The 25,337-nt window shown below is 67.3% G+C and carries 22 protein-coding genes; 10 read left to right on the top strand and 12 right to left on the bottom strand.

Features of this window, described 5'->3' with window-relative positions:
- Together ACIQCN_RS07820 and ACIQCN_RS07815 are read left to right on the top strand one after the other, a co-directional pair.
- Positions 1 to 2,034, top strand: a complete 2,034-nt coding sequence (locus ACIQCN_RS07820) for a fructose-specific PTS transporter subunit EIIC (RefSeq protein ID WP_400610266.1) — start codon at positions 1 to 3, stop codon at positions 2,032 to 2,034.
- 67 nt (positions 2,035 to 2,101) lie between these two features.
- On the top strand, positions 2,102 to 2,380 hold the full coding sequence (locus tag ACIQCN_RS07815) for an HPr family phosphocarrier protein (protein ID WP_400607464.1): 279 nt from the start codon (positions 2,102 to 2,104) through the stop codon (positions 2,378 to 2,380).
- Positions 2,381 to 2,492: 112 nt separating this feature from the next.
- Here the strand turns inward: ACIQCN_RS07815 and ACIQCN_RS07810 are convergent, their stop codons facing one another.
- The gene (locus tag ACIQCN_RS07810; RefSeq protein ID WP_400610264.1) at positions 2,493 to 3,356 is read right to left on the bottom strand and encodes a class I SAM-dependent methyltransferase; all 864 of its coding nucleotides are present in this window, start codon (positions 3,354 to 3,356) and stop codon (positions 2,493 to 2,495) included.
- Positions 3,357 to 3,518: 162 nt separating this feature from the next.
- On the opposite strand from ACIQCN_RS07810, the gene ACIQCN_RS07805 reads away from it, so the two are divergent.
- Complete coding sequence (locus ACIQCN_RS07805) at positions 3,519 to 3,785, top strand: Rho termination factor N-terminal domain-containing protein (RefSeq protein WP_400607469.1); 267 nt, start codon at positions 3,519 to 3,521, stop codon at positions 3,783 to 3,785.
- A gap of 5 nt (positions 3,786 to 3,790) precedes the next feature.
- On the opposite strand, the gene ACIQCN_RS07800 is transcribed toward ACIQCN_RS07805, so the two are convergent.
- On the bottom strand, positions 3,791 to 4,846 hold the full coding sequence (locus ACIQCN_RS07800; protein ID WP_400610262.1) for a Ku protein: 1,056 nt from the start codon (positions 4,844 to 4,846) through the stop codon (positions 3,791 to 3,793).
- A gap of 40 nt (positions 4,847 to 4,886) precedes the next feature.
- Here ACIQCN_RS07800 and ACIQCN_RS07795 point away from each other — a divergent pair, with 40 nt between their 5' ends.
- Positions 4,887 to 7,412, top strand: a complete 2,526-nt coding sequence (locus tag ACIQCN_RS07795; RefSeq protein ID WP_400610260.1) for an ATP-dependent DNA ligase — start codon at positions 4,887 to 4,889, stop codon at positions 7,410 to 7,412.
- A 116-nt stretch (positions 7,413 to 7,528) separates the two neighbouring features.
- Here the strand turns inward: ACIQCN_RS07795 and ACIQCN_RS07790 are convergent, their stop codons facing one another.
- From ACIQCN_RS07790 to ACIQCN_RS07780, 3 genes are all read right to left on the bottom strand, one after another.
- Complete coding sequence (locus tag ACIQCN_RS07790; protein ID WP_400607475.1) at positions 7,529 to 7,780, bottom strand: hypothetical protein; 252 nt, start codon at positions 7,778 to 7,780, stop codon at positions 7,529 to 7,531.
- Positions 7,781 to 7,951: 171 nt separating this feature from the next.
- On the bottom strand, positions 7,952 to 9,115 hold the full coding sequence (locus tag ACIQCN_RS07785; protein WP_400610259.1) for an MFS transporter: 1,164 nt from the start codon (positions 9,113 to 9,115) through the stop codon (positions 7,952 to 7,954).
- Between the two features lie 67 nt (positions 9,116 to 9,182).
- Positions 9,183 to 10,097, bottom strand: coding sequence for a LysR substrate-binding domain-containing protein (locus tag ACIQCN_RS07780; RefSeq protein ID WP_400610257.1), 915 nt, complete (start codon positions 10,095 to 10,097; stop codon positions 9,183 to 9,185).
- Positions 10,098 to 10,374: 277 nt separating this feature from the next.
- Between ACIQCN_RS07780 and ACIQCN_RS07775 the strand changes: the two genes are divergently transcribed.
- The 6 genes from ACIQCN_RS07775 to ACIQCN_RS07750 all read left to right on the top strand — a co-directional run bounded on the left by ACIQCN_RS07775 (position 10,375) and on the right by ACIQCN_RS07750 (position 17,691).
- Positions 10,375 to 11,454 carry a PrpF domain-containing protein gene (locus tag ACIQCN_RS07775; RefSeq protein ID WP_400610255.1) on the top strand — a complete coding sequence of 360 codons (1,080 nt, stop codon included), beginning with the start codon at positions 10,375 to 10,377 and terminating at the stop codon, positions 11,452 to 11,454.
- Between the two features lie 73 nt (positions 11,455 to 11,527).
- Entirely contained in the window at positions 11,528 to 12,721 is a 1,194-nt protein-coding gene (locus tag ACIQCN_RS07770) for a hypothetical protein (protein ID WP_400610253.1), read from the top strand.
- Positions 12,722 to 12,729: 8 nt separating this feature from the next.
- Positions 12,730 to 14,700, top strand: a complete 1,971-nt coding sequence (locus ACIQCN_RS07765; RefSeq protein ID WP_400607488.1) for a tripartite tricarboxylate transporter permease — start codon at positions 12,730 to 12,732, stop codon at positions 14,698 to 14,700.
- Between the two features lie 40 nt (positions 14,701 to 14,740).
- On the top strand, positions 14,741 to 15,121 hold the full coding sequence (locus ACIQCN_RS07760; protein WP_400607491.1) for a universal stress protein: 381 nt from the start codon (positions 14,741 to 14,743) through the stop codon (positions 15,119 to 15,121).
- Between the two features lie 498 nt (positions 15,122 to 15,619).
- Positions 15,620 to 17,236, top strand: a complete 1,617-nt coding sequence (locus tag ACIQCN_RS07755) for an MFS transporter (protein WP_400610252.1) — start codon at positions 15,620 to 15,622, stop codon at positions 17,234 to 17,236.
- 272 nt (positions 17,237 to 17,508) lie between these two features.
- Positions 17,509 to 17,691, top strand: a complete 183-nt coding sequence (locus ACIQCN_RS07750) for a hypothetical protein (RefSeq protein WP_400607494.1) — start codon at positions 17,509 to 17,511, stop codon at positions 17,689 to 17,691.
- Here the strand turns inward: ACIQCN_RS07750 and ACIQCN_RS07745 are convergent.
- The 7 genes from ACIQCN_RS07745 to ACIQCN_RS07715 all read right to left on the bottom strand — a co-directional run bounded on the left by ACIQCN_RS07745 (position 17,675) and on the right by ACIQCN_RS07715 (position 25,328).
- Complete coding sequence (locus tag ACIQCN_RS07745; protein ID WP_400607497.1) at positions 17,675 to 18,463, bottom strand: SDR family NAD(P)-dependent oxidoreductase; 789 nt, start codon at positions 18,461 to 18,463, stop codon at positions 17,675 to 17,677. The two genes, ACIQCN_RS07750 and ACIQCN_RS07745, sit on opposite strands and share 17 nt — an antisense overlap.
- Positions 18,464 to 18,484: 21 nt before the next feature.
- Positions 18,485 to 20,311 (bottom strand): IucA/IucC family protein, encoded by a 1,827-nt coding sequence (locus ACIQCN_RS07740; protein ID WP_400610251.1) that lies wholly within the window; start codon positions 20,309 to 20,311, stop codon positions 18,485 to 18,487.
- Entirely contained in the window at positions 20,308 to 20,883 is a 576-nt protein-coding gene (locus tag ACIQCN_RS07735; protein ID WP_400610250.1) for a GNAT family N-acetyltransferase, read from the bottom strand. Before ACIQCN_RS07735 ends, ACIQCN_RS07740 begins: the two co-directional genes overlap by 4 nt.
- Positions 20,880 to 22,238, bottom strand: coding sequence for a lysine N(6)-hydroxylase/L-ornithine N(5)-oxygenase family protein (locus tag ACIQCN_RS07730; RefSeq protein ID WP_400610290.1), 1,359 nt, complete (start codon positions 22,236 to 22,238; stop codon positions 20,880 to 20,882). The genes ACIQCN_RS07735 and ACIQCN_RS07730 overlap by 4 nt, the downstream gene beginning before the upstream one ends.
- Positions 22,239 to 22,240: 2 nt before the next feature.
- Entirely contained in the window at positions 22,241 to 23,881 is a 1,641-nt protein-coding gene (locus ACIQCN_RS07725; RefSeq protein WP_400610288.1) for a pyridoxal phosphate-dependent decarboxylase family protein, read from the bottom strand.
- Positions 23,882 to 24,081: 200 nt separating this feature from the next.
- Positions 24,082 to 25,071 (bottom strand): cyclase family protein, encoded by a 990-nt coding sequence (locus ACIQCN_RS07720; RefSeq protein WP_400610248.1) that lies wholly within the window; start codon positions 25,069 to 25,071, stop codon positions 24,082 to 24,084.
- Positions 25,068 to 25,328, bottom strand: coding sequence for a hypothetical protein (locus ACIQCN_RS07715; protein ID WP_400610247.1), 261 nt, complete (start codon positions 25,326 to 25,328; stop codon positions 25,068 to 25,070). The genes ACIQCN_RS07720 and ACIQCN_RS07715 overlap by 4 nt, the downstream gene beginning before the upstream one ends.
- Positions 25,329 to 25,337 lie beyond the last annotated feature (9 nt).

Here is a 25,337-nt window from a genome sequence, read left to right as displayed (position 1 = left end):
GTGACCCAGCTCATCACCACGGAACTGGTCGAGCTCGACCAGAACCTGGGCAATGCACCTGAGACGGTGATCCGGCACCTGGCAAGCAAGGTTGCTGCCGCCGGACGCGCGTCCGAAGTTGAAGGCCTCTTCGCGGACGCCTACGCCCGTGAACAGAAAACCGCCACAGGCATCCCCGGCGGCATTGCCATTCCGCACTGCCGGTCCGCGGCCGTCACCGAGCCCGCCCTGGCCATGGCCCGCCTGAACCCGAAGGTGGACTTCGGGGCCAAGGACGGCCCCGCCGACCTGGTGTTCTTCATCGCGGCCCCGGACGGAGCGGACCAGGAACACCTGAAGCTGCTCTCGAAGCTGGCCCGTTCGCTTATCAAGAAGGACTTCACGGCCGCGCTGCGTGCCGCGTCTTCCGAGGAAGAGATCGTGGCGCTGGTGGATGGCGCCCTGGCCGACAAGCCGGCCACGCACGCAGCCGCCGCCCCGGTTGACGCCGCACCTGCCCCCATTACCGACGGCGGCGCCCCTACCCCCACCGCTGCAGCACCCAAGCGCCTCGTAGCAGTCACCGCATGCCCCACCGGCATCGCCCACACCTACATGGCAGCCGACTCGCTCGTGGCAGCAGCCCGGGAAGCCGGCGTGGACCTGCAGGTGGAGACGCAGGGTTCCTCCGGCGCCAAGCCGTTGGACCCGGCCGTCATCGCCGCCGCGGACGCCGTGATCTTCGCAGTGGACGTGGACGTGCGCGGCAAGGAGCGCTTCGCCGGCAAGCCCGTCATCAACGCACCCGTGAAGCGCGGCATCGACGAACCCGCCAAGATGGTCCAGGAAGCCCTCGCGGCCGCCACGGACCCGCACGCCCGCCGGGTCCCGCACTTCGGCGCCGAGGAACAGGCGGAACGTGCAGCCAGCGAGAAGGGCGAGCACATCGGCCAGAAGCTCAAGCGTGCGCTCCTCACCGGCGTCAGCTACATGATTCCGTTCGTTGCCGGCGGTGGCCTGCTCATCGCCCTGGGCTTCCTGCTGGGCGGCTACGACATCACGGACGTCGCGGACAAGGTGGTAGTGGAGAACAGCTTCGGCAACCTCCCTGAAGGCGGCCTTGCTGCGTATCTGGGCGCGGTGTTCTTCAAGATAGGTGCGCTGTCCATGGGCTTCCTGGTCCCGGCCCTGGCAGGCTACATCGCCTACGCCATCGCCGACCGTCCCGGCATCGCCCCGGGCTTCGTTGCCGGCGCCGTTGCCGGATTCATGGGCGCCGGCTTCCTGGGCGGCATCGTGGGCGGCCTGCTGGCCGGCTACGTCGCCCACCTGATCGGGACCTGGCAGGTACCGCGCTGGCTGCGTGGCCTGATGCCCGTGGTGATCATCCCGCTGCTGGCCTCCATCGTGGCTTCCGGCCTGATGTTCCTGGTGCTCGGTGGGCCCATAGCGGGCATCACCGCAGGCCTCAACGGCTGGCTGTCCGGCATGACCGGAGCCTCTGCCATCATCCTGGGAGTCATCCTGGGCCTCATGATGTGCTTCGACCTGGGCGGCCCCGTGAACAAGGTGGCCTACGCCTTCGCCGTTGCCGGCCTCAGCGCGGGCAGCGCGGACAACCAGGCCCCGTGGCAGATCATGGCCGCGGTTATGGCTGCAGGCATGGTTCCGCCACTGGCCATGGCACTGGCCACCGTGCTGGACCGCAAGCTCTTCAGCCTGGCCGAGCGCGAGAACGGCAAGGCAGCCTGGCTGCTGGGCGCGTCCTTCATCTCCGAAGGCGCCATCCCGTTCGCTGCTGCCGACCCGCTGCGCGTCCTTCCCGCCAGCATGCTGGGCGGCGCCCTGACCGGAGCGCTGAGCATGGCGTTCGGTGTCACGTCGCAGGCACCCCACGGCGGCATCTTCGTGTTCTTCGCCATCGAGAGCTTCCTGATGTTCGTGGTCTCGATCGTCGCCGGAACGATTGTGACGGCTCTGGCAGTGATCGCGCTCAAGCGCTGGGCCGCCCCGAAGAGCACTGCTACGGTGGAAACCGTTCCCGCGACGGTCTGACCCCGCAGCACCCCCCAATCCCAACGGCCCCCACGCACCACAGGGGCCGCTAGCCAAAGGAGCAAGAATGCCAGAACGCACCGCAACAGTCGCCAGCCGGGTTGGCCTGCACGCCCGCCCTGCCGCGATCTTCGCCGAGGCAGCCGGAGAGTTCGACCTGGACATCACGATCGCCCGCGAAGGCGAGCCCGCTGACGAGGCCATGGACGCTGCCAGCATCCTGTCCCTCATGAGCCTGGGTGCCGCCCACGGCGACGTGGTGGTCCTCCGCGCCGAGGGCGAGGGCGCGGACGGCGCCCTGGACCGCCTGGTCCAGATCCTGGAAACGGACCACGACGCCGAGTAGCGGCGCCGGTGCGCCAGCGCACCTGACCCGGCGGCCGCCGTCGGACGTTTTTCCGGTGATTTTCCCCGGAAGAAGCGCCCGACGGCGGCTTCCGCGGTTTATGCGCCCCCGCTCAGCGGGCCTTCTTCGCGGTGAGAAGCAGGTACTCCCATTCCATCTGGAAAGGGGTGTCCCCATGGGCGTCACCAAAGGCCTCGGCCAGATCGGTGAGGGCCTGGTCCAGCGCCTTGACCTTGTCCGCCTCACCGGCCAGGTTCTTGTAGACGGCGATGGTGGGACCGTAGTGCGACTTGAAATAACGGACGAAGTCCTCCGGGCCGGGGAAGCTGCGGACGGCGAGCTGCCGTCGGCGGGCATGCACATCTGTGACCCGGTTCCCCAGCAGCGACCGGACATGTTCTTCGTTCCCCCAGAGCGGCGGCGGCTGGGCACCAGGCGGGGGCGGCGGGGCGAACGGCTTCATGGCCGTGAACATTTGCCCCACGAAGCTTTCCGGCGTCCAGTTCAGCAGGCCGATGGTGCCGCCGGGCGCACACACGCGGACCAGTTCGTCCGCAGCGTCCTGGTGGTGCGGGGCGAACATGACGCCCACGCAGGAGATCACGGCGTCGAAAGCGCCTGCATCGAACGGGAGGGCTTCCGCGTCCGCTTCCACCCACTCGACGCTGACGCCGCGTCCGGCAGCCTGCCGACGGCCGGCCTCGAACAGCTCGGGGGTGAGGTCCGAGGCGACCACACGCGCGCCCAGCATGGCCGCCGGGATGGCGGCGTTCCCCGCCCCGGCAGCCACGTCCAGGACACGCTGGCGTGCCCTGATGCCGCAGGCTTCCACCAGGACGGCGCCGAGTTCGCTGACCAGCTCGCCGGCGAGTGCCGGGTAGTCTCCCGAGGCCCACATGGCCCGGTGCTTCTGCTTGAGCGCACGGTCCGCTTCCGCCGCCTGCTCCGCCTGGTCCGTGTCCTTGGTGTGGCTCATCCCGGATCCTCTCCCGCGGAGGGCACCTCCGCGGACTCGATGCGACTCATTGTGGACGCGTGCCGTCGGACTGTAAAGGTTCGGTGCCGGAAAGGTCCTTGAATCGCCTCCGGCCCGCGCATAGCGTGGGAAGATCAGCAGCTGCGAACCGAGGAGGGCGCCATGCCGGCAAAGAAGAACCCCAGCCTGAAGGACCCCGGGCTGTACGAGGAACTGCGCGAGGACGGCGCGTCCAAGCAAAAGGCCGCCCGGATCTCCAACGCGGCAGCGAAGAGCGGCCGCTCCGCCGTAGGGCACAAGGGCGGCAAGTCCGGCAGCTACGAGGACTGGACCGTTCCCCAGCTGAAGGCAAAGGCCAAGGACATCGGACTCACCGGCTACTCAAAGAAGAAGAAGGGCGAGCTCATCTCCGCCCTGCGAAACTCCTGAGCACCTCAGGCGCCCTTGGACGCCCGCTTGCCCGGAGACTTGGCCGTGGACTTCGACGCCGTACTCTTCGAGGCGCTGGTCTTCGAGGCGCTGGTTTTCGGGGCGCTTGCCCTGGCTGTGCTGCTCTTGGCCGCACCGGCCTGGGCAGCGGCGGCTCCCTTGCCCTCCGAAGCCTTGGCCCGGGAAGTGCGCCGCGCGGGAGCCTTGCCGTCCCCGCCTTCGTGCGCGCCGTCGTCGTCCGCTTCCGCGCCATCGGAGCCCGTACCGGACTCTGCGCCGCGCTTCCGGTCGAGGCTCCGCTTGAGGGCCTCCATCAGGTCGATGACCTCGCCCTTGCCGCCCTCGCCTGCGTCCGCGCCGAAGGTCTCCTCGGTATCCAGCGACTCGCCCTGCTCCAGCTTGGCCTCGATGAGCTGGCGCAGCTGGACCTGGTACTCGTCCGTGAAGGACGCGGGTTCGAAGTCGGCCGCCATGGACTCCACAAGTGCCGCGGACATTTCGCGCTCCTGGGCGGAAATCCGGATGGACGTGTCCAGCGCGGGGAAGTCCACCTCCCGCACCTCGTCCGGCCAGAGGAGCGACTGCAGGACCAGGACGTCGTCCTTGATGCGCAGCGCGCCCAACCGGGTCTTTTCCCGCAGCGCGAACTGCACGATGGCCACCCTGTCCGTGTCCTCGAGGGCTTTGCGCAGCAGCACGTAGGCCTTGGGCGACTTGGAATCCGGCTCCAGGTAGTAGCTCTTCTCGAACATCATCGGCTCGAGCTGCTCCGACGGGACGAACTGGACCACTTCGATTTCGTGGCTGTTCTCCGCCGGAATGGACTTGAGCTCATCCTTGGAGAGCACCACGGTGCGGCCGTCTTCCTCATACGCCTTTTCGATGTCGGAGTAGTCGATGACCTGGCTGCAGACCTCGCAACGCCGCTGGTAACGGATGCGTCCGCCGTCGGCGTTGTGGACCTGGTGCAGACTGATGTCATGATCCTCAGTGGCGCTGTAGACCTTGACGGGCACGTTGACCAGCCCAAACGCGATGGCACCTTTCCAGATGGCTCTCATCCCTCAAGTGAACATCACACCGGGCCGGAGGTGAAGCCCCATGGCCGGCAGTAAGGAGCGTGTCCGTGTCGCCGGACGGGAGTTGACCCTCACCAACCTGGACAAGATCATCTATCCGGAGACCGGCACCACCAAGGCGGACGTCCTGGCCTACTACGCGGCCGTGGCCCATGTCCTGATCCCGGCGGCGGCCAACCGCCCGGCCACCCGGAAGCGCTGGGTCAACGGGGTGGGCACGGCGGACAAGCCGGGGGAGGTCTTCTTCCAAAAGGACCTGGAGGACTCGGCCCCCGGCTGGCTGCCCCGGGCCGAGATCACCCACAAGGAACGGACCATCACCTACCCGCTGGTCAACGATCCGGCCACGCTGGCCTGGTTCGGGCAGATCAACTCGCTCGAAATCCACGTGCCGCAGTGGCAGGTGGATTCCCACGGCAACGCGCTGAACCCGGACCGGCTGGTGCTGGACCTGGACCCCGGCCAGGGCGCCGGGCTGGCCGAATGCCGCGAGGTTGCGCTCCTTGCCCGGGCCATCCTGCAGGACGTGGGGCTGGACCCGGTCCCCGTAACGAGCGGCAGCAAGGGCATCCACCTGTACGCGGCGCTGGACCGAACCCAGACCTCGGAGCAGATTTCGGCGTTCGCCAAGGAATTGGCCCGGGCCCTGGAAGCGGACCACCCGGACCTGGCCGTCAGCGACATGAAGAAGACGCTCCGCACCGGCAAGGTCCTGGTGGACTGGAGCCAGAACAGTGCCGCCAAGACCACGGTGGTCCCCTACTCGCTCCGCGGCCGGCCCACTCCCCTGGTCGCAGCACCGCGGACCTGGCGGGAGATCGGTTCAGCCAGCCTGAAGCACCTCGACTACCGCGAAGTGATGCGGCGGGTGCGGGACGGCAAGGACCCGTTCGCCGCCGTCGTCAACGCCTCGGGAGGCACCCCGGACGCTGACGGCGCGTCCCGTGACTCCAACCCACGGCTCGCCAAATACCGCAGCATGCGGGACCCCGCCGCCACGCCTGAGCCGTTCACCGGAGCGGGCGGCAGCGGGGATTCCTTCGTGATCCAGGAACACCACGCCAGCCGGCTGCACTACGACTTCCGGCTGGAGCACGACGGCGTACTGGTCTCCTGGGCGCTGCCCAAAGGCGTCCCCGAGACCGGCGGCCGGAACCACCTGGCGGTGCAGACGGAGGACCACCCGCTCGACTACGCCACGTTTGAAGGGACCATTCCCAAAGGCGAGTACGGTGCCGGCGAGGTGACCATCTGGGACCACGGCACCTACGAGCTGCACAAATGGATCAACGGCAAGGAGGTCATCGCCACCCTCACCGGTTCCGAGGGCGGCGGCCTGGGCGGGACCAGGAAGTTCGCGCTGATCCACACCGGCCGGGGGAAGGGCGGGGACGCGGAGGGACAGTGGCTCATCCACCTGATGGACCAGGAGCAGAAGGGCGGACGACGGCGGCCTGCGGCTGGGGCGGGCGGCCCCCGCCAGGACGCGGCGCCGCGGGACGGCGCGGCGGCAGCCTCCCGGGCTCAGGAGGAAGGGCCCCGGGCGGCGGCCCCCTCAGGTGGGGAACCCGCCGTCGACCCCTTGGACTTCCGCCCGATGATGGCCACGTCCGGCGACACCGCGGACCTGCAGGGCAGCGACTGGCGGTACGAACTGAAGTGGGACGGTGTGCGCGCGGTCCTGGTGGCGGACCGGGACCGGATCCGGATCTTCAGCCGCAACGGCAACGACGTCACCCGCACCTACCCCGAACTGGCGGACCGGAAGTGCTGGCCGGAGCAGCCGTTCGTGGCCGACGGCGAGATCATCGCGCCGGGCCCCGGCGGCCGTCCCGACTTCGGCCTGCTGCAGGGGCGGATGAAGCTGACCCGGCCCGCCGACGTCGCCAAGGCGCAGGCGGCCGTCCCCGTGCGGTTGCTCCTTTTCGACCTGCTGTACGACGGCGGCACGGACCTTCGCCGTCTCGGCTTCAGCAAGCGCCGGGCCCGGCTGGAGGAGTTCTTCGGCTCGGCCGCGTTCGGCCAGGGCTGTCCGGTGGAACTGTCCCCGGTTCTCCCCGACAAGGTGGAACATATCCTGGAGAGCGCGAGGGAACTGGGGCTCGAGGGCGTGATGGCCAAGCGGACGGACAGCCGCTACGTCAGCGGACAGCGGACGCGCACCTGGATCAAACTCAAGGTGGAGCAGACGCAGGAAGTGGTGGTGGGCGGCTGGCGGCCAGGGAAGGGCGGACGCCAGGACACCGTGGGTTCACTGCTGGTAGGGATTCCCGACGGCGACAAACTCCAGTACGTGGGCAGGGTGGGCAGCGGGTTCAGTACCCGGGAACTGGCGGAACTCCGGCAGACCGTGGACCGGCTGGCCCGGAAGACGTCCCCTTTCCAGGACGTCCCCCGGCCCGATTCCGCGGACGCGCACTGGATCACGCCGCAGCTGGTGGGCGAGGTGGCCTACAGCGAATGGACCGGGCCCGGTCGGCTGCGGCACCCCGTGTGGCGGGGCTGGCGGCTGGATAAGGGCGCGGACGAGGTGGTCCGGGAGGGCTGAGCCGCCGCGTTTTCGACCCGCATATTCCCTGGCGACGCGCAGATTCCCTGGCGCACCGGATATTCAGTGGGCGCCAGGGAATCTGCGCGTCGATTTCATTTTTGGGTGTCGGCAGCCTACGAGGAATGCGGCATCTGCGGCCTGCTGGTGCGGTGGACCGCCGTCACAGCGGCCTCGTGGCCCATGCGGCCGTGCCCGGCGCCCCGTTCCTTGGGGTGCCGGCGCTTGCCTTTGCCGTCAGGCCAGGAGTTTTGCTGCGGAGCACCGCCGAAACGTACGGGCGCCGGCCCGGGCATGTCCGGGACGTTCATTGCCGCTGCCAGGTGGTCCGCCACCTCGGGTGCAAGCGAAGGTTCGTGGTGAGCCATTGTTCTTCCTTTCCGCCGTTGTGAAATGGAATCTTTCCCCGGAAACGGGGCAGGCCTGGAGGAACATCCGGCGGCAGGCGCGGGCCTCGCCGAACCAGGAGTCCCATGGATCAACGATAGGCACGCCGTGCGCGTCTGGGAACCCCCGGGAGGGCTGCGAAGCCCAGGGTTTTATTCCTTCTTTCCGGGCCAGCGAAGGCAGGCTGCGCCGAGGACGACGCAGGACATCCAAAGCGCCCCGCTTGGCCCGACCGGAGCGGCCAGCAGCCCGGCCGCGGCCGGCAGCGTGACCTGTCCTATCCGGTTTCCCAGCAGGCGAAGGGCAAGCGCCGCGCCCCGTGAGGCCGGTGGAACCGCCTGGGTTACGAGGGACATCGTGATGGGCTGGCCCAGCCCCAGGAAGAACCCGCCGAGCGCCAGCAGGATCCCTGCAATCCATGGACGTTCAAAAAGCCAAGGCACCAAAGCGAGCGCGGTTCCGGCTCCGGCAAGGCTGGCCAGGACCAGCCCCGGACGGCTCCAATGGGCCACGAGCAGCGGCAGCAGCAGGCGCGATGCGATGGAGGCGGCCGCCCTCGTGGCAAGGAGGACGCCGACCACTGTGGGAGAGACGCCGGTGGACTCGCCCAGTAGCGGGAGGAAAGCGACCAGGATATCCGTGGTGGCAAGGAGTGCCAGGCTCGCCACCATGTTGGTCTTCACCGTCGGGTAGCGCAGCAGTGAGGCAATGGAGGCCGGCCGGGCCCCTGGCGCCTCCGTTTTTGGCCCGCCTGCGGCACCGCCGGCGGCGGTTCCGAGGGCGAAGGGGACAGCAAGGACGGCAATGATGCCGGCGATGATCAGGGCGGCGTTGGAGTCCGCGAGGCGGACCCCGGCCGGGGCTCCTCCGGCATCGCCCATGGCAAGGCCGGCGAGCAGTGGCCCAACCATTTGTCCCACGGCAAAGGACGCGGTGAACCAGCCAAAGGCAGCGTCCATCCGGTCCAGGGAAACGAAACGGGCAATGGCCGACTGGCCGGCAATGGTGAAGAAGAGATGCCCAAGCCCAAGCACCGCGCTGGCCGCGGCAACAAGGAGAAGCGACGAGGACGTGAAGAGCACGAACGGGCCGGCGGCAAGCAGCAGGGTACCTGCGGCCACCATCCCGCGGAGGGAATTTCGCCGGTCGGACACCCTGCCCAGCGATATTGCCGCGGCCACGGGGACCAGCGCATACGACGCCGACGTCAGGCCCACTGACAGAGAGTCACCGCCAAGGGCCAGGACTTTATAGGAGATCAGCGGGCGGGCAAGGTTCAGGGCGATCTGGCAGAGGACGGCAGCTGCTATCAGCATCCACAGCCACCGCTGCGATCGCGATCGGTTCTTGCTCAAGGGTCCCCCGTCGTTGCCTGCGCCCGCGCTACTTGAAGTCGCCGCTGCTTTCTTTCGCCACTTCCAGGAGCGTTGCCTGGAAGGCGATTTCGGCCGCAGCCCGTACCCGGTCGTGCCGGTGGGCCAGGAGCACCCGCCGGGAGGGTGCGCTGCTGCCCAAAGACACGATGCTGACGCCCGGGTGCTTGTTCACAACGGCCGTCCGCGGGGCCAGCGCAATACCGAGCCCCACACTGACCATGGCCTGCGCTTCCTGGTAGTCGTTCGCGTGGAAGGAAATCCGCGGTTCGAACCCTGCCATGTGCGCACTTCTGTGCAGCACTTCGACGACGGGGTGGTCCTGCTCCCGGACGATCCATTCTTCGTGCGCCAGGTCCGCCATGTCCACCTGCTTGCGGCGGGCAAGCCTGTGTTCCTTGCCCACGATGAGCGCGGTGGAATCCTCGAACACGGTGGTCAGCGCGAAATTGTCCGGACTGAGCCGGTTCCACTCATAGTCCCACAGCAGCGACATGCCTACCTGGCCGTTTTCAAGCATCTCGATCAGGTCATCGAACCGGCTGCTACGGACGTGCAGTTCGATGGCCGGGTACTGGGCTTTGAATCTGCTGATCACCAGGGGCAGGAATGATCCGCCAAGGGTGGGGAAGGTTCCCAGGGTGAGGCTGCCGCGGTTGAGCCCTGCGATTTCGGCGAGGTCTGCCTCGGCTGCTGCCATTTGCCGCAGTATCCGGCGGGCATGGGCCGTCAGGACATGGCCGGCATCGGTGGGAACCATTCCCCGGGCCTGGCGCTGCAGCAGGGGCTGTCCGACTTCCGCTTCCAGCCGGCGCAGTTGCTGGGAAACCCCGGAGGGTGAGTAGATATGCTTCTCTGCTGCCGCCGTGATCGAGCCGAGCTCCACGACATCGAGCAAGAGCTCGAGCCTTCTAATGTTGAGCATCCGCGGTCCGCCTTTGAAGTGTTGATTAACCCGGCCTAACGATTCTATACATAGTCTTCACGATCGGCCCGAAATCCCACGCTCCGGTCAGGCGCGCGGGCCATGAAAACTCCGAAAGCACCGCCCGATGCTCCGTTGCCGAGTAGTAAATGAAGTAAAACTGCACGTCTATGCATTTTTTCGTGATTGTAATTCATACATGACCGGCCTCACACTGGGTTAGGCCATGAGGCCGGTGGCCTGGAAAACAGGCCAGAGAAAGGTGTTGAAAGCGATCATGTTCAAGATTCCGGCTACGTGGATGCGCGGAGGAACCAGCAAGTGCTGGGTGTTCGAATGGGACCATCTGCAGGTTCCCGGCAAGACCGTGGATGAGGTGCTCCTCCGCCTCTTCGGGAGCCCTGACCACCGCCAGATCGACGGCGTGGGGGGCGGCACGTCCACCACCAGCAAGGCGGTCATCCTGTCCCGCTCCATCAGTGCTGAGGCAGACGTGGACTACACCTTCGCACAGGTGGGCGTTGATGAGCAGAAGGTGGACTGGGCCAGCAACTGCGGAAACTGCTCCGCAGTGGTGGCGCCTTACGCGATTGAGCGGGGGTGGGTCGCCGCCGGTGCGGACAGCACGTCGGTCCGGACGCTGAACACCAACACCAACCAGCTCATCCTGCAAAAGGTGGACACCCCCCAGGGGGAACTGCTGTACCCCGGCACGCAACTGATCCCCGGGGTCCCCTTCCCCGGCATGGCAGTGGGAATGGGGTTCTTCGACCCTGCAGGACGGACCACCGGCAAGCTCTTTCCCACCGGGGAGCCGGTGGACAAACTGGACTTCGCCGGCAGGCAGGTGGCGGTCACGCTCATCGATGCAGGAGCTCCGCTGGTCATCGTGGAAGCCGAAGCCGTAGGGCTGACCGGTCATGAGACGGCAGCGGACATCGACACCAGGGAGGACCTGCTGGTGCATCTCGATGACCTTCGGCGGGGTGCCGCCGTGCAGATGGGCCTTGCCGCCAGCCGCGCCACGGCCGAACGCGCCATTCCCAAGCTGGCGCTGGTAGCAAGGGCCGGGGAGGCGGACGAGGCCGACGTCGTGGTCCGGATGCTTTCCATGGGCCGCCTGCACCCCGCCCTTGCAATCACCGGCAGCGTGGCACTGACCATGGCGGCGCAGCACACCGGAACGGTGCTGGCCGGCCTGATTTCCACCGACGTCTCAGCAGGAGTCACCATGCGGACCCCCGCCGGCCTGGTGCAGACCTGGTCGGAAACCATCGACGGCGCCACGGTGGTGGGCGCACTGCGAAGCGCCCGCAGGATCGCGGACGCCGAGCTCATCCTCCCGGACACCTGGTAGCCCCACTAAACAGGCCACCCCAAATCCGCCGCGGCTCCCCGCGCAGGCGGCTTACAATCAAAGGACATCCTCAATGACGAGTCAGAAAACATACGTGGAACCCCCCGGTCCGTCATATGACACCCCCACCGCCGAGCAACCGGAACCTCCGAAGCACTCCCGGCGAACCATACTGGCCGTAGTTGCCTCCTTCGCCGCGCTCGGCGTCGCCACCACCGTGGTGGGCGGCGGCCTGCTGAACCCGCCCTCCAGCACCGAAGACGGCAACTTCAGCGGCGAGACCCTGGAATTCCTCATCCCCCTCGCTTCCGGCGGCGGAACAGACACCTGGGCGCGGTTCATCGGCACCGAACTGACCCACTACATCCCCGGCAGCCCGGGATTTGCCCCCGTCAACGAGCCCGGCGGCGAGGGTATCTCCGGCACCAACAAATTTGCCCGCTCGGCAAAGACGGACGGCACGGAAATACTCGTAGGGACCGCCTCCACGGTGGTGCCCTGGGTCCTGGGCCGCTCCGCCGTACGGTACTCCTTCGAGGACCTCAAGCCCCTAGTGGTGAACGGCACCGGCGGCGTCATCTATGCCCGGACCGAAGCCGGCGTGAACGGCGTCGAGGACCTGGTCGACCGGGATAAGCCCCTCGAATTTGGTGGCATCAGCGCCACCGGGCTGGACATCACCACCCTGGTCGCTTTCGACCTGCTCGAGGCAGAGGTGACCTCCACGTTCGGTTTCGAAGGCCGGGGGCCTGTGAACCTGGCGCTCCAGCGGGGCGAAATCGACCTGGACTACCAGACCACTTCCGCCTACGGTTCGGCCGTCAAGGGCATCGCCGAGGAAGGCAAGGCGACGGTACTGATGTCCTTCGGCCAACTCGACGAGTCCGGCGAAGTCATCCGCGACCCCAATTTTCCCGATGTCCCCACCGTTCCGGAGGCCTACGAACGCCTCTACGGCAAGAAGCCATCGGGCGAGAAGTTCGAGGCCTACAAGACCCTGCTTGGCCTCACCTATACCTACCAGAAAGGTCTTTGGGTACCGCAGGAGACGCCGGAAAAGGCCGTCACCCTGCTGCGGGAGTCCAGCGAAAAGCTGGGTGCCGACAAGGACTTCCAAGATAAGGCCGCCAAAGTTCTCGGCGGCTACCCGCTCGTGGCCGACGCCGGCATGGCCGATCGCGTCAGGGACGCCTACACCGTCAGCAGCTCCGTCAGGTCCTATGTCAAGGAACTGCTCGAGAGCAAATACGACATCCACGTTGAATAAGGACAATCATGCTTGATTCCGCTATGGCAGCGCTGGCGTCACTCGCTGACCCTTCCCTGCTCCTCATGCTCCTGATCGGCGTTGTGGCCGGTCTGGTCATGGGCCTCATTCCCGGCCTGGGCGGCACCGGCGCCGTCGCCATCCTCCTTCCCATTACCTTCGGCATGGAACCACCCCAGGCGCTGGCACTCCTCATCGGCGCCCTCGCCGTCGTCCACACGTCCGACACCGTCTCGGCCGTGCTGCTCGGCGCGCCGGGCTCGGCCTCCGCAAGCGTCACCATGCTTGACGGCTACTCCATGGCGAAAAAGGGCGAGGCCGCCCGGGCCCTGACGCTCGCTTTCCTGTCGTCCATGGCCGGCGGCATCATCGGTGCCATCGGCCTGACGCTCGCCATTCCCCTCGCCCGGCCGCTCGTGCTTTCCTTTGCCAGCCCCGAACTGTTCATGCTGACGGTCCTGGGCGTTGCACTCGCGGCAGTCCTGTCCCGCGGGAACATCATCAAGGGCGTTTCGGCCGGCCTCCTCGGTCTTATCCTCGGCATGGTGGGCACCTCGCCCACCACGGCCGAGGAGCGCTTCACTTTCGGCAGCCTCTTCCTTGGTGACGGCCTGTCCCTCGTGGCTGTGGCCCTGGGCATCTTCGGCCTGGCGGAAATCGCGTCGCGGGCAAGCCAGCGGCGCGGACAGAAGCAGAACATCAGCCTCGGCGGCGGCTGGGGCAAAGGCATCCGCGAATGGCTGTCCCACTGGACGCAGGTAATCCGTGGAGCATTGATCGGGATATGGGCGGGCGTGCTGCCCGGCGTCGGCGCCACAGCGGGAACCTGGCTCGCGTACGGGCAGGCCGTGGCAACGGCAAAGGACAAGCGCAAGTTCGGCAAGGGCGACCCCCGCGGCATCGTGGGCCCGGAAAGCGCCAACAACTCAGTGGAAGCCGGGGACCTCATTCCGACGCTGCTCTTCGGCATCCCCGGCGGCGTTCCCTCAGCCATGCTTTTGGGCATGCTCCTGACCTATGGCATCCAGCCTGGCCCGTCCATCATCACGGAGCACCTGGACCTGATGTACCTCATCGTGTGGTCCTTCGCCATCGCGTCCATCCTTGGCGCCCTGTTCTGCTTCCTCAGCGTCAAGCAGCTCGCCAGGCTCACGAAGGTTCCCTTCGCCGTCCTCGCGGCCGGCCTGGTTGCCGTCATGCTGCTCGGGTCCTTCCAGGAGGGCGGCCAGCTGGGCGACCTCTGGGTCATGATCATCCTCGGCGTCTTCGGCTGGCTGCTGAAGTCCACCGGCTTCCCCCGGGCCCCGTTCCTGATCGGCTTCGTCCTGGCCATTCCGCTGGAGCGCTACTACTTCCTCACGGACAGCCTCTACAACGGCCTGGACTGGATGGCCCGCCCGGGCGTGCTGGTCTTCCTCGCGATCCTGGTCCTGCCCATGATCTGGGCGTTCATCAAGTTCATCCGGGCCCGCCGCAACACCAACCTCGACGACGGCCACCGCGACGAACGTCCCGAAGAGGACGAGAGCCCGCTGAAGAACTCCACCTGGTCGCTTGCCGCGGCAGGCATCTTCGCCACGGCATTCGCCGCAGCCCTCATCGCGTCGGCATCGTTCTCACCGGAAGCGCGGCTGGTCCCCCAGCTGGTCAGCATCGGCGGCCTGGTGTTCTCGGGCATCCTGCTCGCCACGGAAATCAGGACCCGGTTCCGCGGACGGACCGCGGGTGCGGGATGGACGCTTGATGCCGGCTTCGCCCTGAAGACGTTCCTGTGGATGACCGGGTTCCTGGCCCTCACCGCAGCATTCGGCTACCTCGTGGCGGTGACCATATTCATCCCCGCGTTCCTGCTGGTCGTCGCCAGGGCAAGGCTCAAGGTGGCCGTCATCTACACCCTGGCCCTCTACGCCGTGCTGCTGGTATTGCCCTCCCTGCTGCCGATCGACCTGCCGCAGGGCTGGCTCAATACCCTCGTCTAGCCCCAGCCCACCCGCACCACATACCGGAGAGAAGCCCAACATGACGGTTCTCGTTGCTTACCAGCCCTCCCTCGAAGGCCGTGAGGCCCTGACCACGGGCATAGCCGAAGCGCTGCTTAGGAAAACTGACCTGCTCATCGTGAACGTGGGCCGCGGCCACCACGACCTGGAACCGGCGGAAGTGCAGCAGCTGGAATCCCAGCTGACGGCAGCGGGGCTGACGCTCACGCTTGAGTCTTCGGTCCTGTCCGACCCCGGCGATGCCGTGATCCAAATCGCGCAGGATCGGAAGGTGGACATGATTGTGGTTGGCCTCCGCCACCGCTCGATGGTGGGCAAGCTCATCCTCGGCAGCACCGTCCAGCGCATCCTGCTTGACGCCACGTGCCCCGTGCTCGCGGTACGCCCCGACAGGCTGTAGGGGCACCCGGCCGGACCCAGGCTGCCGGTCCTTCCGGCGGGCGTGCATCCCTCCCCGCATTCCATCGCAACAGGCAGCCCGAAGGACGGGCGCGGCGGAGGGGCAGCCACGCAGCAGGAGGCAGGTGGTCCATCTGGACCACCTGCCTCCATCAGCGTTCCCAGCCGGCGTCCGACGGCGGCAATCGCCTCCCCTCCCGGCGCAGCCAAAGCGGTGTCGCCCGTCACATTCAGCGCTGGTTTGGGCGCTTAGGTGCGCTGGGGAGGGGCGGACAAGGAAAAATTTAGGTAACGATCCGCCGTGACCTGCCGCATCCCAGTGCTGGCGCGGGAAAGGCCGCGGTGCCCCGCGCCGCCGTCGGCCGCCAAACAGCCCAAAAACACCCGATCCTACGGCACCCGGACCGAAAAAGGCTGGGAATTCCCGTAAAATTGAAGGCCTGCCCGGAGCGGGGCAGCTACAAGTCGCAAGCAAATGACCTCCACAGGAGTCGCCCAAATGCCCATAGACCGAAGCAACACCGACTCTTCCGCAGGCATCACCAACGCCTCCGGAACCAACCCAGCCACACCCCCTGGTACGCAGGTGAACGCGGGCCCGGCCGGCCCCCGGAAGCCCAAGATCCTGGGCCGGCGACGGCTCAAGGAATCCGATGTGAACGTCGTGGACCAGCCCATGCTGAAGAAAGCCCTGGGCGGAACCATCGTGGGCAACACGATGGAATGGTACGACGTAGGCGTGTTCGGCTACCTGATCACCACCATGGGCCCGGTCTTCCTGCCCGAATCGGACCCCACCACCCAGACCCTGTTCCTCCTGGGAACCTTCGCCGCCACCTTCATTGCCCGTCCCCTGGGCGGCGTGGTCTTCGGCTGGATGGGCGACAAGATGGGCCGGCAGAAGATCCTTGCCGCCACGCTGATGCTGATGGCCGCGAGCACCTTCGCCATCGGCCTGCTGCCCGGTTACGCCCAGATCGGTCTCTGGGCAGCAGCCCTGCTGGTCCTGCTGAAGATCGTGCAGGGTTTCTCCACCGGCGGTGAATACGCCGGCGCCACCACGTTCGTGAGCGAATACGCTCCGGACAAGCGCCGCGGTTTCTTCGCCAGCTTCCTTGACCTGGGAAGCTACCTTGGCTTCGCGATCGGCGCAGCCCTCGTTTCAGTGCTCCAGCTGACGCTGGGGCAGGCCGTCATGGAGGACTGGGGCTGGCGCATTCCGTTCCTGATTGCCGGCCCGCTGGGGATCATCGCCATCTACTTCCGTAGCCGGATTGAAGAGTCCCCGCAGTTCCAGGCCACCCTGGACGCGCAGGAGGACCTGGCCAAGCACGCCGCTGCCTCCGAGGACGCCGCGGCCAAGGGCCCGATAGGAATCGTCAAGGCCTACTGGCGCTCCATCATCGTGGCCATGATCCTGGTGGCCGCCGCGAACACGGCCGGCTACGCCCTCACCTCCTACATGCCCACGTACCTCACCGAGTCCAAGGGCTACGATCCCGTGCACGGCACGCTGCTGACCATCCCCGTGCTGGTTGTCATGAGCCTGTGCATCCCGCTGACCGGCAAGCTCTCCGACCGGATCGGCCGCCGGCCCGTTCTCTGGATCGGCGCGGTCAGCACCGTCCTGCTCGCCATTCCGGCGTTCCTGCTCATCGGCATCGGCGAGATCTGGTCCACCCTGGCAGGCCTCGGCCTGATCGCCTTCCCCGTGACCTTCTACGTGGCAAACCTGGCCTCGGCATTGCCGGCCCAGTTCCCCACCTCAAGCCGGTACGGCGCCATGGGCATCGCGTACAACTTCTCGGTGGCCATCTTCGGCGGCACCACGCCGTTCATCGTGGCCGCCCTGATCAGCGCCACGGGCAACGACATGATGCCCGCGTATTACCTGATGGCTACTTCCCTGATCGGTGCCGTGGCCATTTACTTCCTGAAGGAATCGGCCCAGCGTCCGCTGCCGGGCTCCATGCCCAGCGTGGACAGCCAGGCGGAGGCACGCGAACTGGTTGCCACGCAGGACGAGAACCCGCTGATCGACCTGGACGAACTGCCGTTCGAAACCCAGGACATCACGGACTCCTCCGGATCCGGAAAGCTCCCCGCCCGGGTGTAGCCCCCGGCTCCCGGCCAGGGCACTTCTTTCAGCCCGCGCTCACGAGGCCCGTCCAGCACTTCCCGACCAGGGAACGTGCGGGGCGGGCCTTAGCCGTCTTCAGGCGACACAGGATGCCGCAGCCGCCAGGCGTTCGCGGAATATTTCAAAGCATATGAAGTGCGTGATGGACCACGCCGGCCGCTACGTGCCGGCCGTGGGAGCGGCCGGGACCGCCGGGGTGTTCAGCGGCAGCGGCCACCGTGTTCACCACCCGCCACTATGGGTCTGCGATGGTGTCGTTCACGCCGGTGATGCTGCTCATCTCCCAGCTTTCCGCGTTCATAAACCCGGGCGTGCTGATCCTGGAACGCGGGGTGGAGACCCTGGTGGGTGCGCTGGTGGGCATCGCCGCCGTTGTAGCGGTCCGCCGGAGCGGGGTCGCGCACGCTCCCCGGCTTATTGGGCGGCGCTGACCTGTTTGGGCCGGCGCGGCGGGCCCGCCATTAGCCTGGCGGGCGCCACCCGGGCCAGCGCGGCCACGATCTTGTACCGGCGGGTGGGGATGGACAAGGCCTTCCCGCGTTCATTGTCCGCCAGGCCTTCCCGGACCACGCGTTCAGCCTGCAGCCAGGCCCAGGACGGCGCCACCGACTTGTCCATCCCCATCCGGTCGTGGAATTCGGTGTGCGTGAAACCCGGGCACACGGCCGTCACCCGCACCCCGCCCGCACGATAGGCCAGGTTCGCCCATCGGCTGAAACTCACCAGCCACGCCTTTGCCGCCGAATAGGTCCCTCGCGGCAGGAACGCGGCGATGCTCGCCACATTCACGATCCGGCCCGCACCCCGCTCCAGCATGCCCGGCAGGACGGCGCGCGTCAGCACCAGGGCCGCCTCGGTGTGCAGCCGCAGGTGCTGCACTTCCTCCTCGGCCGGATTGTTTTCGAACTGGCGCAACAGGCCGGTCCCCGCGTTGTTGACCAGGACCCCCACCGGCCGCAGCGGATCGGAGAGGCGTCCGACGACGGCGGCCAGGCCGCCGTCGTCCGTCAAGTCCGCGGGAAGCACCTCAGCCGTGGTTCCGTACCGCCGTTCCAGTTCCGCCGCAACCTCTTCGAGGCGCGCGCGGTCCCGCGCGACGAGCACCAGCCGGTGGCCCCGGGCGGCGAGCTGGCGGGCGAACTCGGCTCCCAGGCCGGCGCTGGCTCCGGTGATGAGGGCGGTCTCGGGTGCGGCGGAGGTCATACTGCCAGCCTAGCCAACGCTTCAGGCGCCGGGCCGGAACCGGGCCAGGGGGTTCGCCAGCCGCCCGGCCTTCTGCAGCCCGCCGGAGGGGTCGGCCAGATCCAGCATGTTCTGGTTGTTGCGCAGCTGGAGCCGGTTGAGGCAGGAGAGCTCGAAGTCAGCGGCGAACAGGTCGTGACGGGCGAACTGGTCCGCGAGCTCCGGGTGCTGCGCCTGGTAGTCGGCCACCGCCGCGGCCGCCGTCCGCCAGAATTCCTCCTGCGGAAGCGTCCCGGCCTCGTCCAGGAGGGCCGCGAGGAAGCGGAAGATGCAGTCGAAGATGTCGGTGAAGACGGCCAGGACCTTCTCCCCGTCGGGGATGTCGGCCTTGATCCGGGCCACTTCCTCCGGAAGGTCCAGCCGGTCCCCCATCGCCACGATTTCCTCGGCGATGTCCTTCATGATGGCCCTGACCGGTACCCCGTTTTCGAGGACCAGGATGACGTTTTCGCCGTGCGGCATGAAGGCGAGCTCGTACTTGGCCACGCAGTGCACCAGCGGCACCAGGTACGCCTCGAAGTAGCGCCGCAGCCAGGCGTCCGGCGCGAGGCCGGACCGTCCGATCAGTGCGGAAACCATCGGTTTGCCGGCCGCGTCGACGTGCAGGAGGGACGCCATGGTGGCCAGCTGCTGGCCCTCCTCCAGCACGGGCAGCGGGCTCTCGCGCCACAGCGCGGACAGCATCTTCCGGTAGGGCGAACCGGACGCCGACCCTGCCTCGTAGGTGCCGTTGTGGTAGCCGATCGCGGCGACCTCGGCGATCATGGTGAAGCCTCGCGACTGCAGTGCGGCATCCGCCTCGATGAGCTTGCGCAGCCAGTCGTTGATGGCGGGCGTGGCCTTCATGTACTGCGGGGAAAGGCCGCGCATGAAGCCCATGTTCAGCACGGACATGGCGGTCTTGACGTAGTGCCGGTCCGGTGCACCGGTGTTGAAGAACGTCCGGATGGACTGCTGCGCCTGGTAGGTGTCCGTCCCGGTGCCCAGGTGCACGATCAGCTGCCGGGCGATCTCCGCCGCGAATGTCACCGTGAGCTTGTTCTCCCACTGCCAGGGGTGCACGGGCATGAAGAAGTACTGGTCCGGGTCCAGCCCTTCCAGCTGCAGGTGGGCGGTGAACCGGCCCGCCAGCGGCCCGAGTTCAGCGTCCAGGTGGGCCCGGTAGTCCAGCCCGGCGCTGGTGGTGAACACGGCCCGGCTGCGGTGTACGGCGATCCATTCGAGCTGCACCGGAGCGCCGGTTTCCGGGGCGAACGCGAGGTAGTCGCTGATGCCGAAGCCCAGCCGGCCATTGTTGGCCACGAAGCACGGGTGGCCCTCCGTCATGCTGCGTTCGATGGTCTGGAAGTCCGCGGCAGGATCCTGCCCGCCGGTGACGCCGGCGGCAAGTTCCGCGGCGGACGGCTGCCCGGCCCACTGCTTGTAGGCGTGGCTGGACAGGGTGCTGCTGACCTCTTCGAGGTAGACCGGCAGCATCTGGATATTGATTCCGAGGGTTTCGTGGAAGGCCGTGATGAACTCCAGGACGTCCAGCGGCGCCTCGGTGCCGTCCCGGAAATGTTGGATGGAACCTGCGTCGATGGACCAGTGGTCCAGTTCGAGGAGCCGTGCGCGGAACCGGTATTCGTGGCTGCCTTGGGCCACGCGGTAGGTGCCGTCCGCGGCAGGTTCCGGGGTGAGGATGCGTTCGTGTGAAAACTCGGCGAGCGCCTTGCGCAGCAGGTGCCGGTTGGCGCGGGCCCAGCGGTCGGCCGTGAGGTGGGAGGCCTGCGTCAGGGTTGCGGGGACGGGTTCGAGGTGGATGGTCACAGTGCGGCTCCCTGGAGGTTGGTTTCGGAGTCGGGCTTGGGGGAATGGGCTGCGCGGGCGGCGTGGAAATCCGTGCGGGTGCAGAAGCTGAGCAGGGCTTCCTTGTCCGGGAGGGCGACGGTCCCGGCTGGCCGGAAGCCGAACCGGGCGTTGAGGGCGTGGATCCTGGTATTCCGAATGTCCGGTTCCACCACCACGCGCTCCACGTCCGGCCGGTCGAACAGCCGGCTGAGGACGGCGTCCATCACCCCGGCCGTGTACCCCGGTTTTGGAGCGGACGACGGCGGCGCCACCAGCAGGTGCATCCCCACGTCACCGGGATTCACCGGATAGAGGGAGGCCAGCGGCGAGGACCCCGGAAGGTATTCCTCCGTGAGGAAGGCGGGGACGCCGTCGTCGAGCCCCAGAAGCGCGTGGTGGTGGCCGCTCGCCTGGATCGCGGAGTACTCTGCCGCGACATCGGCGACTGACGCGGACTCCATGCCCCAGAACGAGGCGTAGGGCTGCGTGACCCAGCTGTGGAGCAGGGGTGCGTCGGCTTCTGCGTCCAGGCAACGGAAAGTGAACCTCATGCGGGCACCTCCTCTGCCGCAGGTACACCGGCGGGAATGCCTGCCGTGGCGCCGAACTGCTGGAACGCGATGCTCCGCTCCACCGGGTAGACCTCGCGCCCGGTGATTTCGCGCAGGATGCAGGAGTTGCGGTAGGCGCCCATGCCCAGGTCCGGGGTGACGAATCCGTGGGTGTGGAGCTCGGCGTTCTGGACGAAGATCTCGCCCGGCACCACACCGGTGCCGTAGTTGCGGTCCACGGCGAAGCGGCCTGCGCTGTCCCGGGCAATGCGGTCCTGGATTCCGGCCAGGAACGCCGGTTCGCGGTAGCCGTAGCCGGTGGCCAGGACCACGGCCTCGCTCTCCAGGGTGTAGGCGGTTCCCTGTTCGCCGTGGTGCAGCTGGAGAGTGTGGGTCCCTGCGGCGGCATCCCAGCGGGCGCCGGTGAGGGCCGAGTGAGTCAGCAGCTGCGTGTCCACCAGGCCCGAGAGGCTGCGGGTGTAGAGGAGGTCGTAAATGGCGTTGATCAGGTCCGAGTTGATGCCCTTGTAGAGGTTTTTCTGGCTCCTGATCAGGTCATCGCGCTGGCCCCGCGGCAGGCCGTGGAAGTAGTCCACGTACTCGGGCGAGGTCATTTCGAGGGTCAGTTTGGTGTATTCCAGGGGGAAGAAGCGGCCGGAGCGGGTCACCCAGTTCAGCCGGTAGCCGTGGGCCTCCGCCTCCTGGAGCAGTTCGTAATACACCTCGGCCGCGCTCTGGCCGCTGCCCAGGACGGTAATGCTGCGCCGCTGCTGGAGTTCCGCCTTCCTGGCCAGGTAGTCCGAGTTGTGGAGGACCAGTCCCCCGCGGCCCGCGGCGGAGTCGGCCAGGATCCCTTCCGCGGCCTGCGGGACGTACGGGCTGGTGCCGGTGCCCAGCACCAGCCGCCGCGCCCTGAGCACCTCCGGCCCGGCCGGGCCCTGGACTGACAGGTGGTACACGCCGTCGTCATACGCCGTTTCCAGCACGTCCGTGCTAAAACGCACGGAGGACAGCTGGCCGGCCACCCACTGGCAGTACTGGTTGTATTCGGCGCGGAGGGGGTAGAAGTCCTCGCGGATGTAGAAGCGGTAGAGCCGGCCGGTCTGCTTGAGGAAGTTCAGGAAGGAGTAGGGCGAGGTGGGGTCGGCCATGGTCACCAGGTCCGCCATGAACGGGACCTGCAGGTGCGCCGGCTCCAGCATCATGCCCGGATGCCAGTCGAAGGACGGGCTGCGGTCCAGGAAGAGGCCGTCCAGTCCGTCCATGGGTTCCGCGAGCGCGGCAAGGCCCAGGTTGAAGGGTCCGACGCCGATCGCGGCGAAGTCGTAGATCCTGCCGCTGTTGGAAGTGCTGATGCTCATGCCGCCGCCTCCGCGAGGAGCTCCGCGCCGGTGGTGCGCAGGAGGGTGATGATGCCGCCGATGTCCTCCAGGGTGGCCTCGGCGTTGAGGAGAGTGAATTTGAGGTAGTGGCGCCCCTGAACCTTGGTGCCGGCCACCACTGCCTGGCCGGAGGCGAACACGGCGGCCCGGATGGCGGGGTTAAGCGCGTCGGCGGCGTCCTCGGTGATGTGTTCGCCGGAGCCGGTCCGCGGCCGGTAGCGGAACACCAGGGTGCTCAGCTGGGGTGCGGCGGCGAGCTCGAAGTCATCGTCGGCCTCGAGGAGGCAGCCGACGCGCGCGGCGAGGTCGATCGCTTCGTCGAAGAGGGCCCCCACGGCGTCCGCGCCCATGATCCGGAGGGTCAACCAGAGCTTCAGGGCGTCGAAGCGGCGGGTGGTCTGGATGCTCTTGTCCACCTGGTTGGGGATGTCCGCCAGGGCCGCGCTTTCGGGGTTGAGGTAGTCGGCGTAGTAGGTGATGTGGCGGAGCATGGCGGATTCGCGGACCAGGAGGGCGCTCGAGCTGACGGGCTGGAAGAACGTTTTGTGGAAGTCCACGGTGACGGAATCCGCCAGGCCGGACCCGTCCAGCAGGTGGCGGTAGCGGCCGGAGACCATGAGGCCGCCGCCGTAGGCTGCATCAATGTGGAACCAGGCGCCGTAGGCGCGGGCCAGCGCGGCGAGCTCTGCGAGCGGGTCAACCACGCCGAAGTCGGTGGTTCCGGCGGTGGCGACGACCGCCATGGCGGTGAGGCCGGCGTCGTGCGCTTCCGCCATTGCCGCGGCGAGCGCGGCCGGGTCCATCCTGCGGTCAGCCGTGCACGGGACGGTGATGACGGCGTCGAATCCGAGTCCCAGCATGGACGCCGACTTCTGGATGCTGAAGTGGCTGTCCTCGGAGGTGAAGATGCGGAGGGTGTCCAGCAGCGCCGGGAGCCGGTGGCTGCTGCGGGCGGGGTCGCGGCGGAGGCCTGCCACGGCGTGGTTGCGTGCGATGAGCAGGGCCTGCAGGTTGGACTGGCTGCCGCCGGACGTGAACACGCCGTCCGCGTTCGCGCCCAGGTGCAGGCGTTCGGCGGTCCAGTCGATGAGGCGGCGTTCAATCATGGTGGCACCGGCACTCTGGTCCCACGTGTCCAGCGACGAGTTCACGGCGGAGAGCACCGCTTCGCCCACCAGCGCGGGAATCACCACGGGGCAGTTGAGGTGCGCGGCGTATTTGGCGTCGTGGAAGTAGACGGCGTCGCGGAGGTACACCTCCTCCAGCTCCTGCAGTGCCGCGGCGGTGTCCGGCAGCGGCGCGTCCAGGTCGACAGCCGCTACGCGCGCCTTCATTTGGGAAGGACCGACGCCGGTGAACGGCTGCGCGGTCCGCTCCAGCTTGGTGGCAACGGCGTTGACCCCCTGCAGCACCTGCGCCACGTAGCGGGGCGAGTTGCGCGCATTGAAGAGGTGGTTGGTGGCACCGAGCGCCAGTTCCACGCGGGAGCCGAAGTCTTTGGCGGGGTTTTGGGGGCGGGTGTTCCGGGGGCTGGGGCCTTTAGGGCTGGTGGCTTCGGTGCTGGGACGCACGCGGCCGTGTGGGTCGTCCACGGGCGGTTCGTCGAGGCGGGGCATCAGCGGCACAGGTCTTCCTTTGCTCAAGGGCAGGGTGGCATAGGTAAGCCTTACTTAGGGAACCCTTTTAAGCAAACTTTTGTGAGCTATTTCCGTTGCGGTGCGTAATTCCGGGATTTTTGCCGGTTCTCCCGGCGTCATTGACTCGCTGGATCGGCAACTTTACGGCAGAATATGCCCACCTGATGGCGGGTTGCAGGTCAGGTGATTGCTGTGGCGTTGGCGGGCGACCCCGTACCGCCGGTGATGTTCAGAGGCTTGATGCTGACGAAGGAATCCCAGTTGCCGCTGGACCTCATATGCCGTGCCAGCGGGCCGAGTTTCCAGAGTTCGCCGAGAGGCACGCCCAGTTTGGCCAAGAGATCCTGGTGCATCATTCCGTGGTCGTTGGGCGCGGAGTTCCGGAACGGGCTGTACGCGATGGCGGGAAGGCATTCGACGGCGAAGTTGTCAGCAGCGATGACGGCGAACCTGCTGTCCCACGCCCACGCGAGGAATTCCCGGGACTGGGCCACTCCCGTTGCCTTCCGGCTGTCCCGGATCCGCTGTTTCTCCCCGGGAGCCAGGGCGAGGAACCATTCGCACCAGCCGGTGTGCAGCATCAGGATGTCGCCCGGCCTGGGGATGAGGGACTGGGCTGCCAGGGCTTCCTGAATCGGCTCCAGGCCGAGGGGTTCGCCCTCCGCGTGGTTGATGGGCTCACCGACGCCCTCCCGGTATCCGGCCAGGTCCACCAGGATCCCCCGGCCGGCGATCGGATGTTCCGCCCACTCCTGCACCCCCAGCTCGGGAGTGCCCTCAACGATCAGGTCATCAGGCGTGCCGTTGTAAAAGCCGACGTCGTCCGCCCTGCGGTGCCGCAGTCCGTCTATCTGGGTGGATCCCTGGAGGTAGTACCCGTCCAGGTAGTCGTCCCGGTGGGCAGGATGTGAGGAGTAGATGGTGTGCCTGGGAGCACCGCGCTTCAGGGACATGCCGGGATCGAATGCATCTGCGGGGTAGTCCAGGCCGAACACGGTACCGGTCCGGATGGAGTCCCTGGCATGCAGGACTATGTCCGGCCCGATGAAGGACGGGGTCCCGCGGCCGGGCTCGGGAAACAGTCCCCACGAGGTGCCTGCAAGCTCTCCGGGCCGCTCCAGGAGTTCGCCGTAACTGGGGTAGGCCGGGGAGTCCTCAATGTCCGTCATCGCGATGTTGTTGCTTCCTGGGCGGCCACGCCTTGTTCATTGCCGTGTTGGTAGGTGAGCAGGAACCCGGCAACCGCGCACACCGAGGCTGCGATGCACATCGGGTCCTTGAAGGTTGTGTTGAAGAACTCCAGCCACTGCCCCTGCCCGGCAGCGAGCGCCACCGCCTGGCCGGCGACGAACATCACTCCGCCCAGGAGCAGGAGCAGGAGCGTGAGGACGAAGACGGCCTGGACGGCGCGCCGGATCTTGTGCATGGTGTGTCC

It is taken from the genome of Pseudarthrobacter sp. NPDC092424, from assembly GCF_044754925.1.
GTDB lineage: Bacteria > Actinomycetota > Actinomycetes > Actinomycetales > Micrococcaceae > Arthrobacter.
Note: the sequence above shows the minus strand (reverse complement) of the source record. Positions and strands in the feature narration are given on the sequence as shown.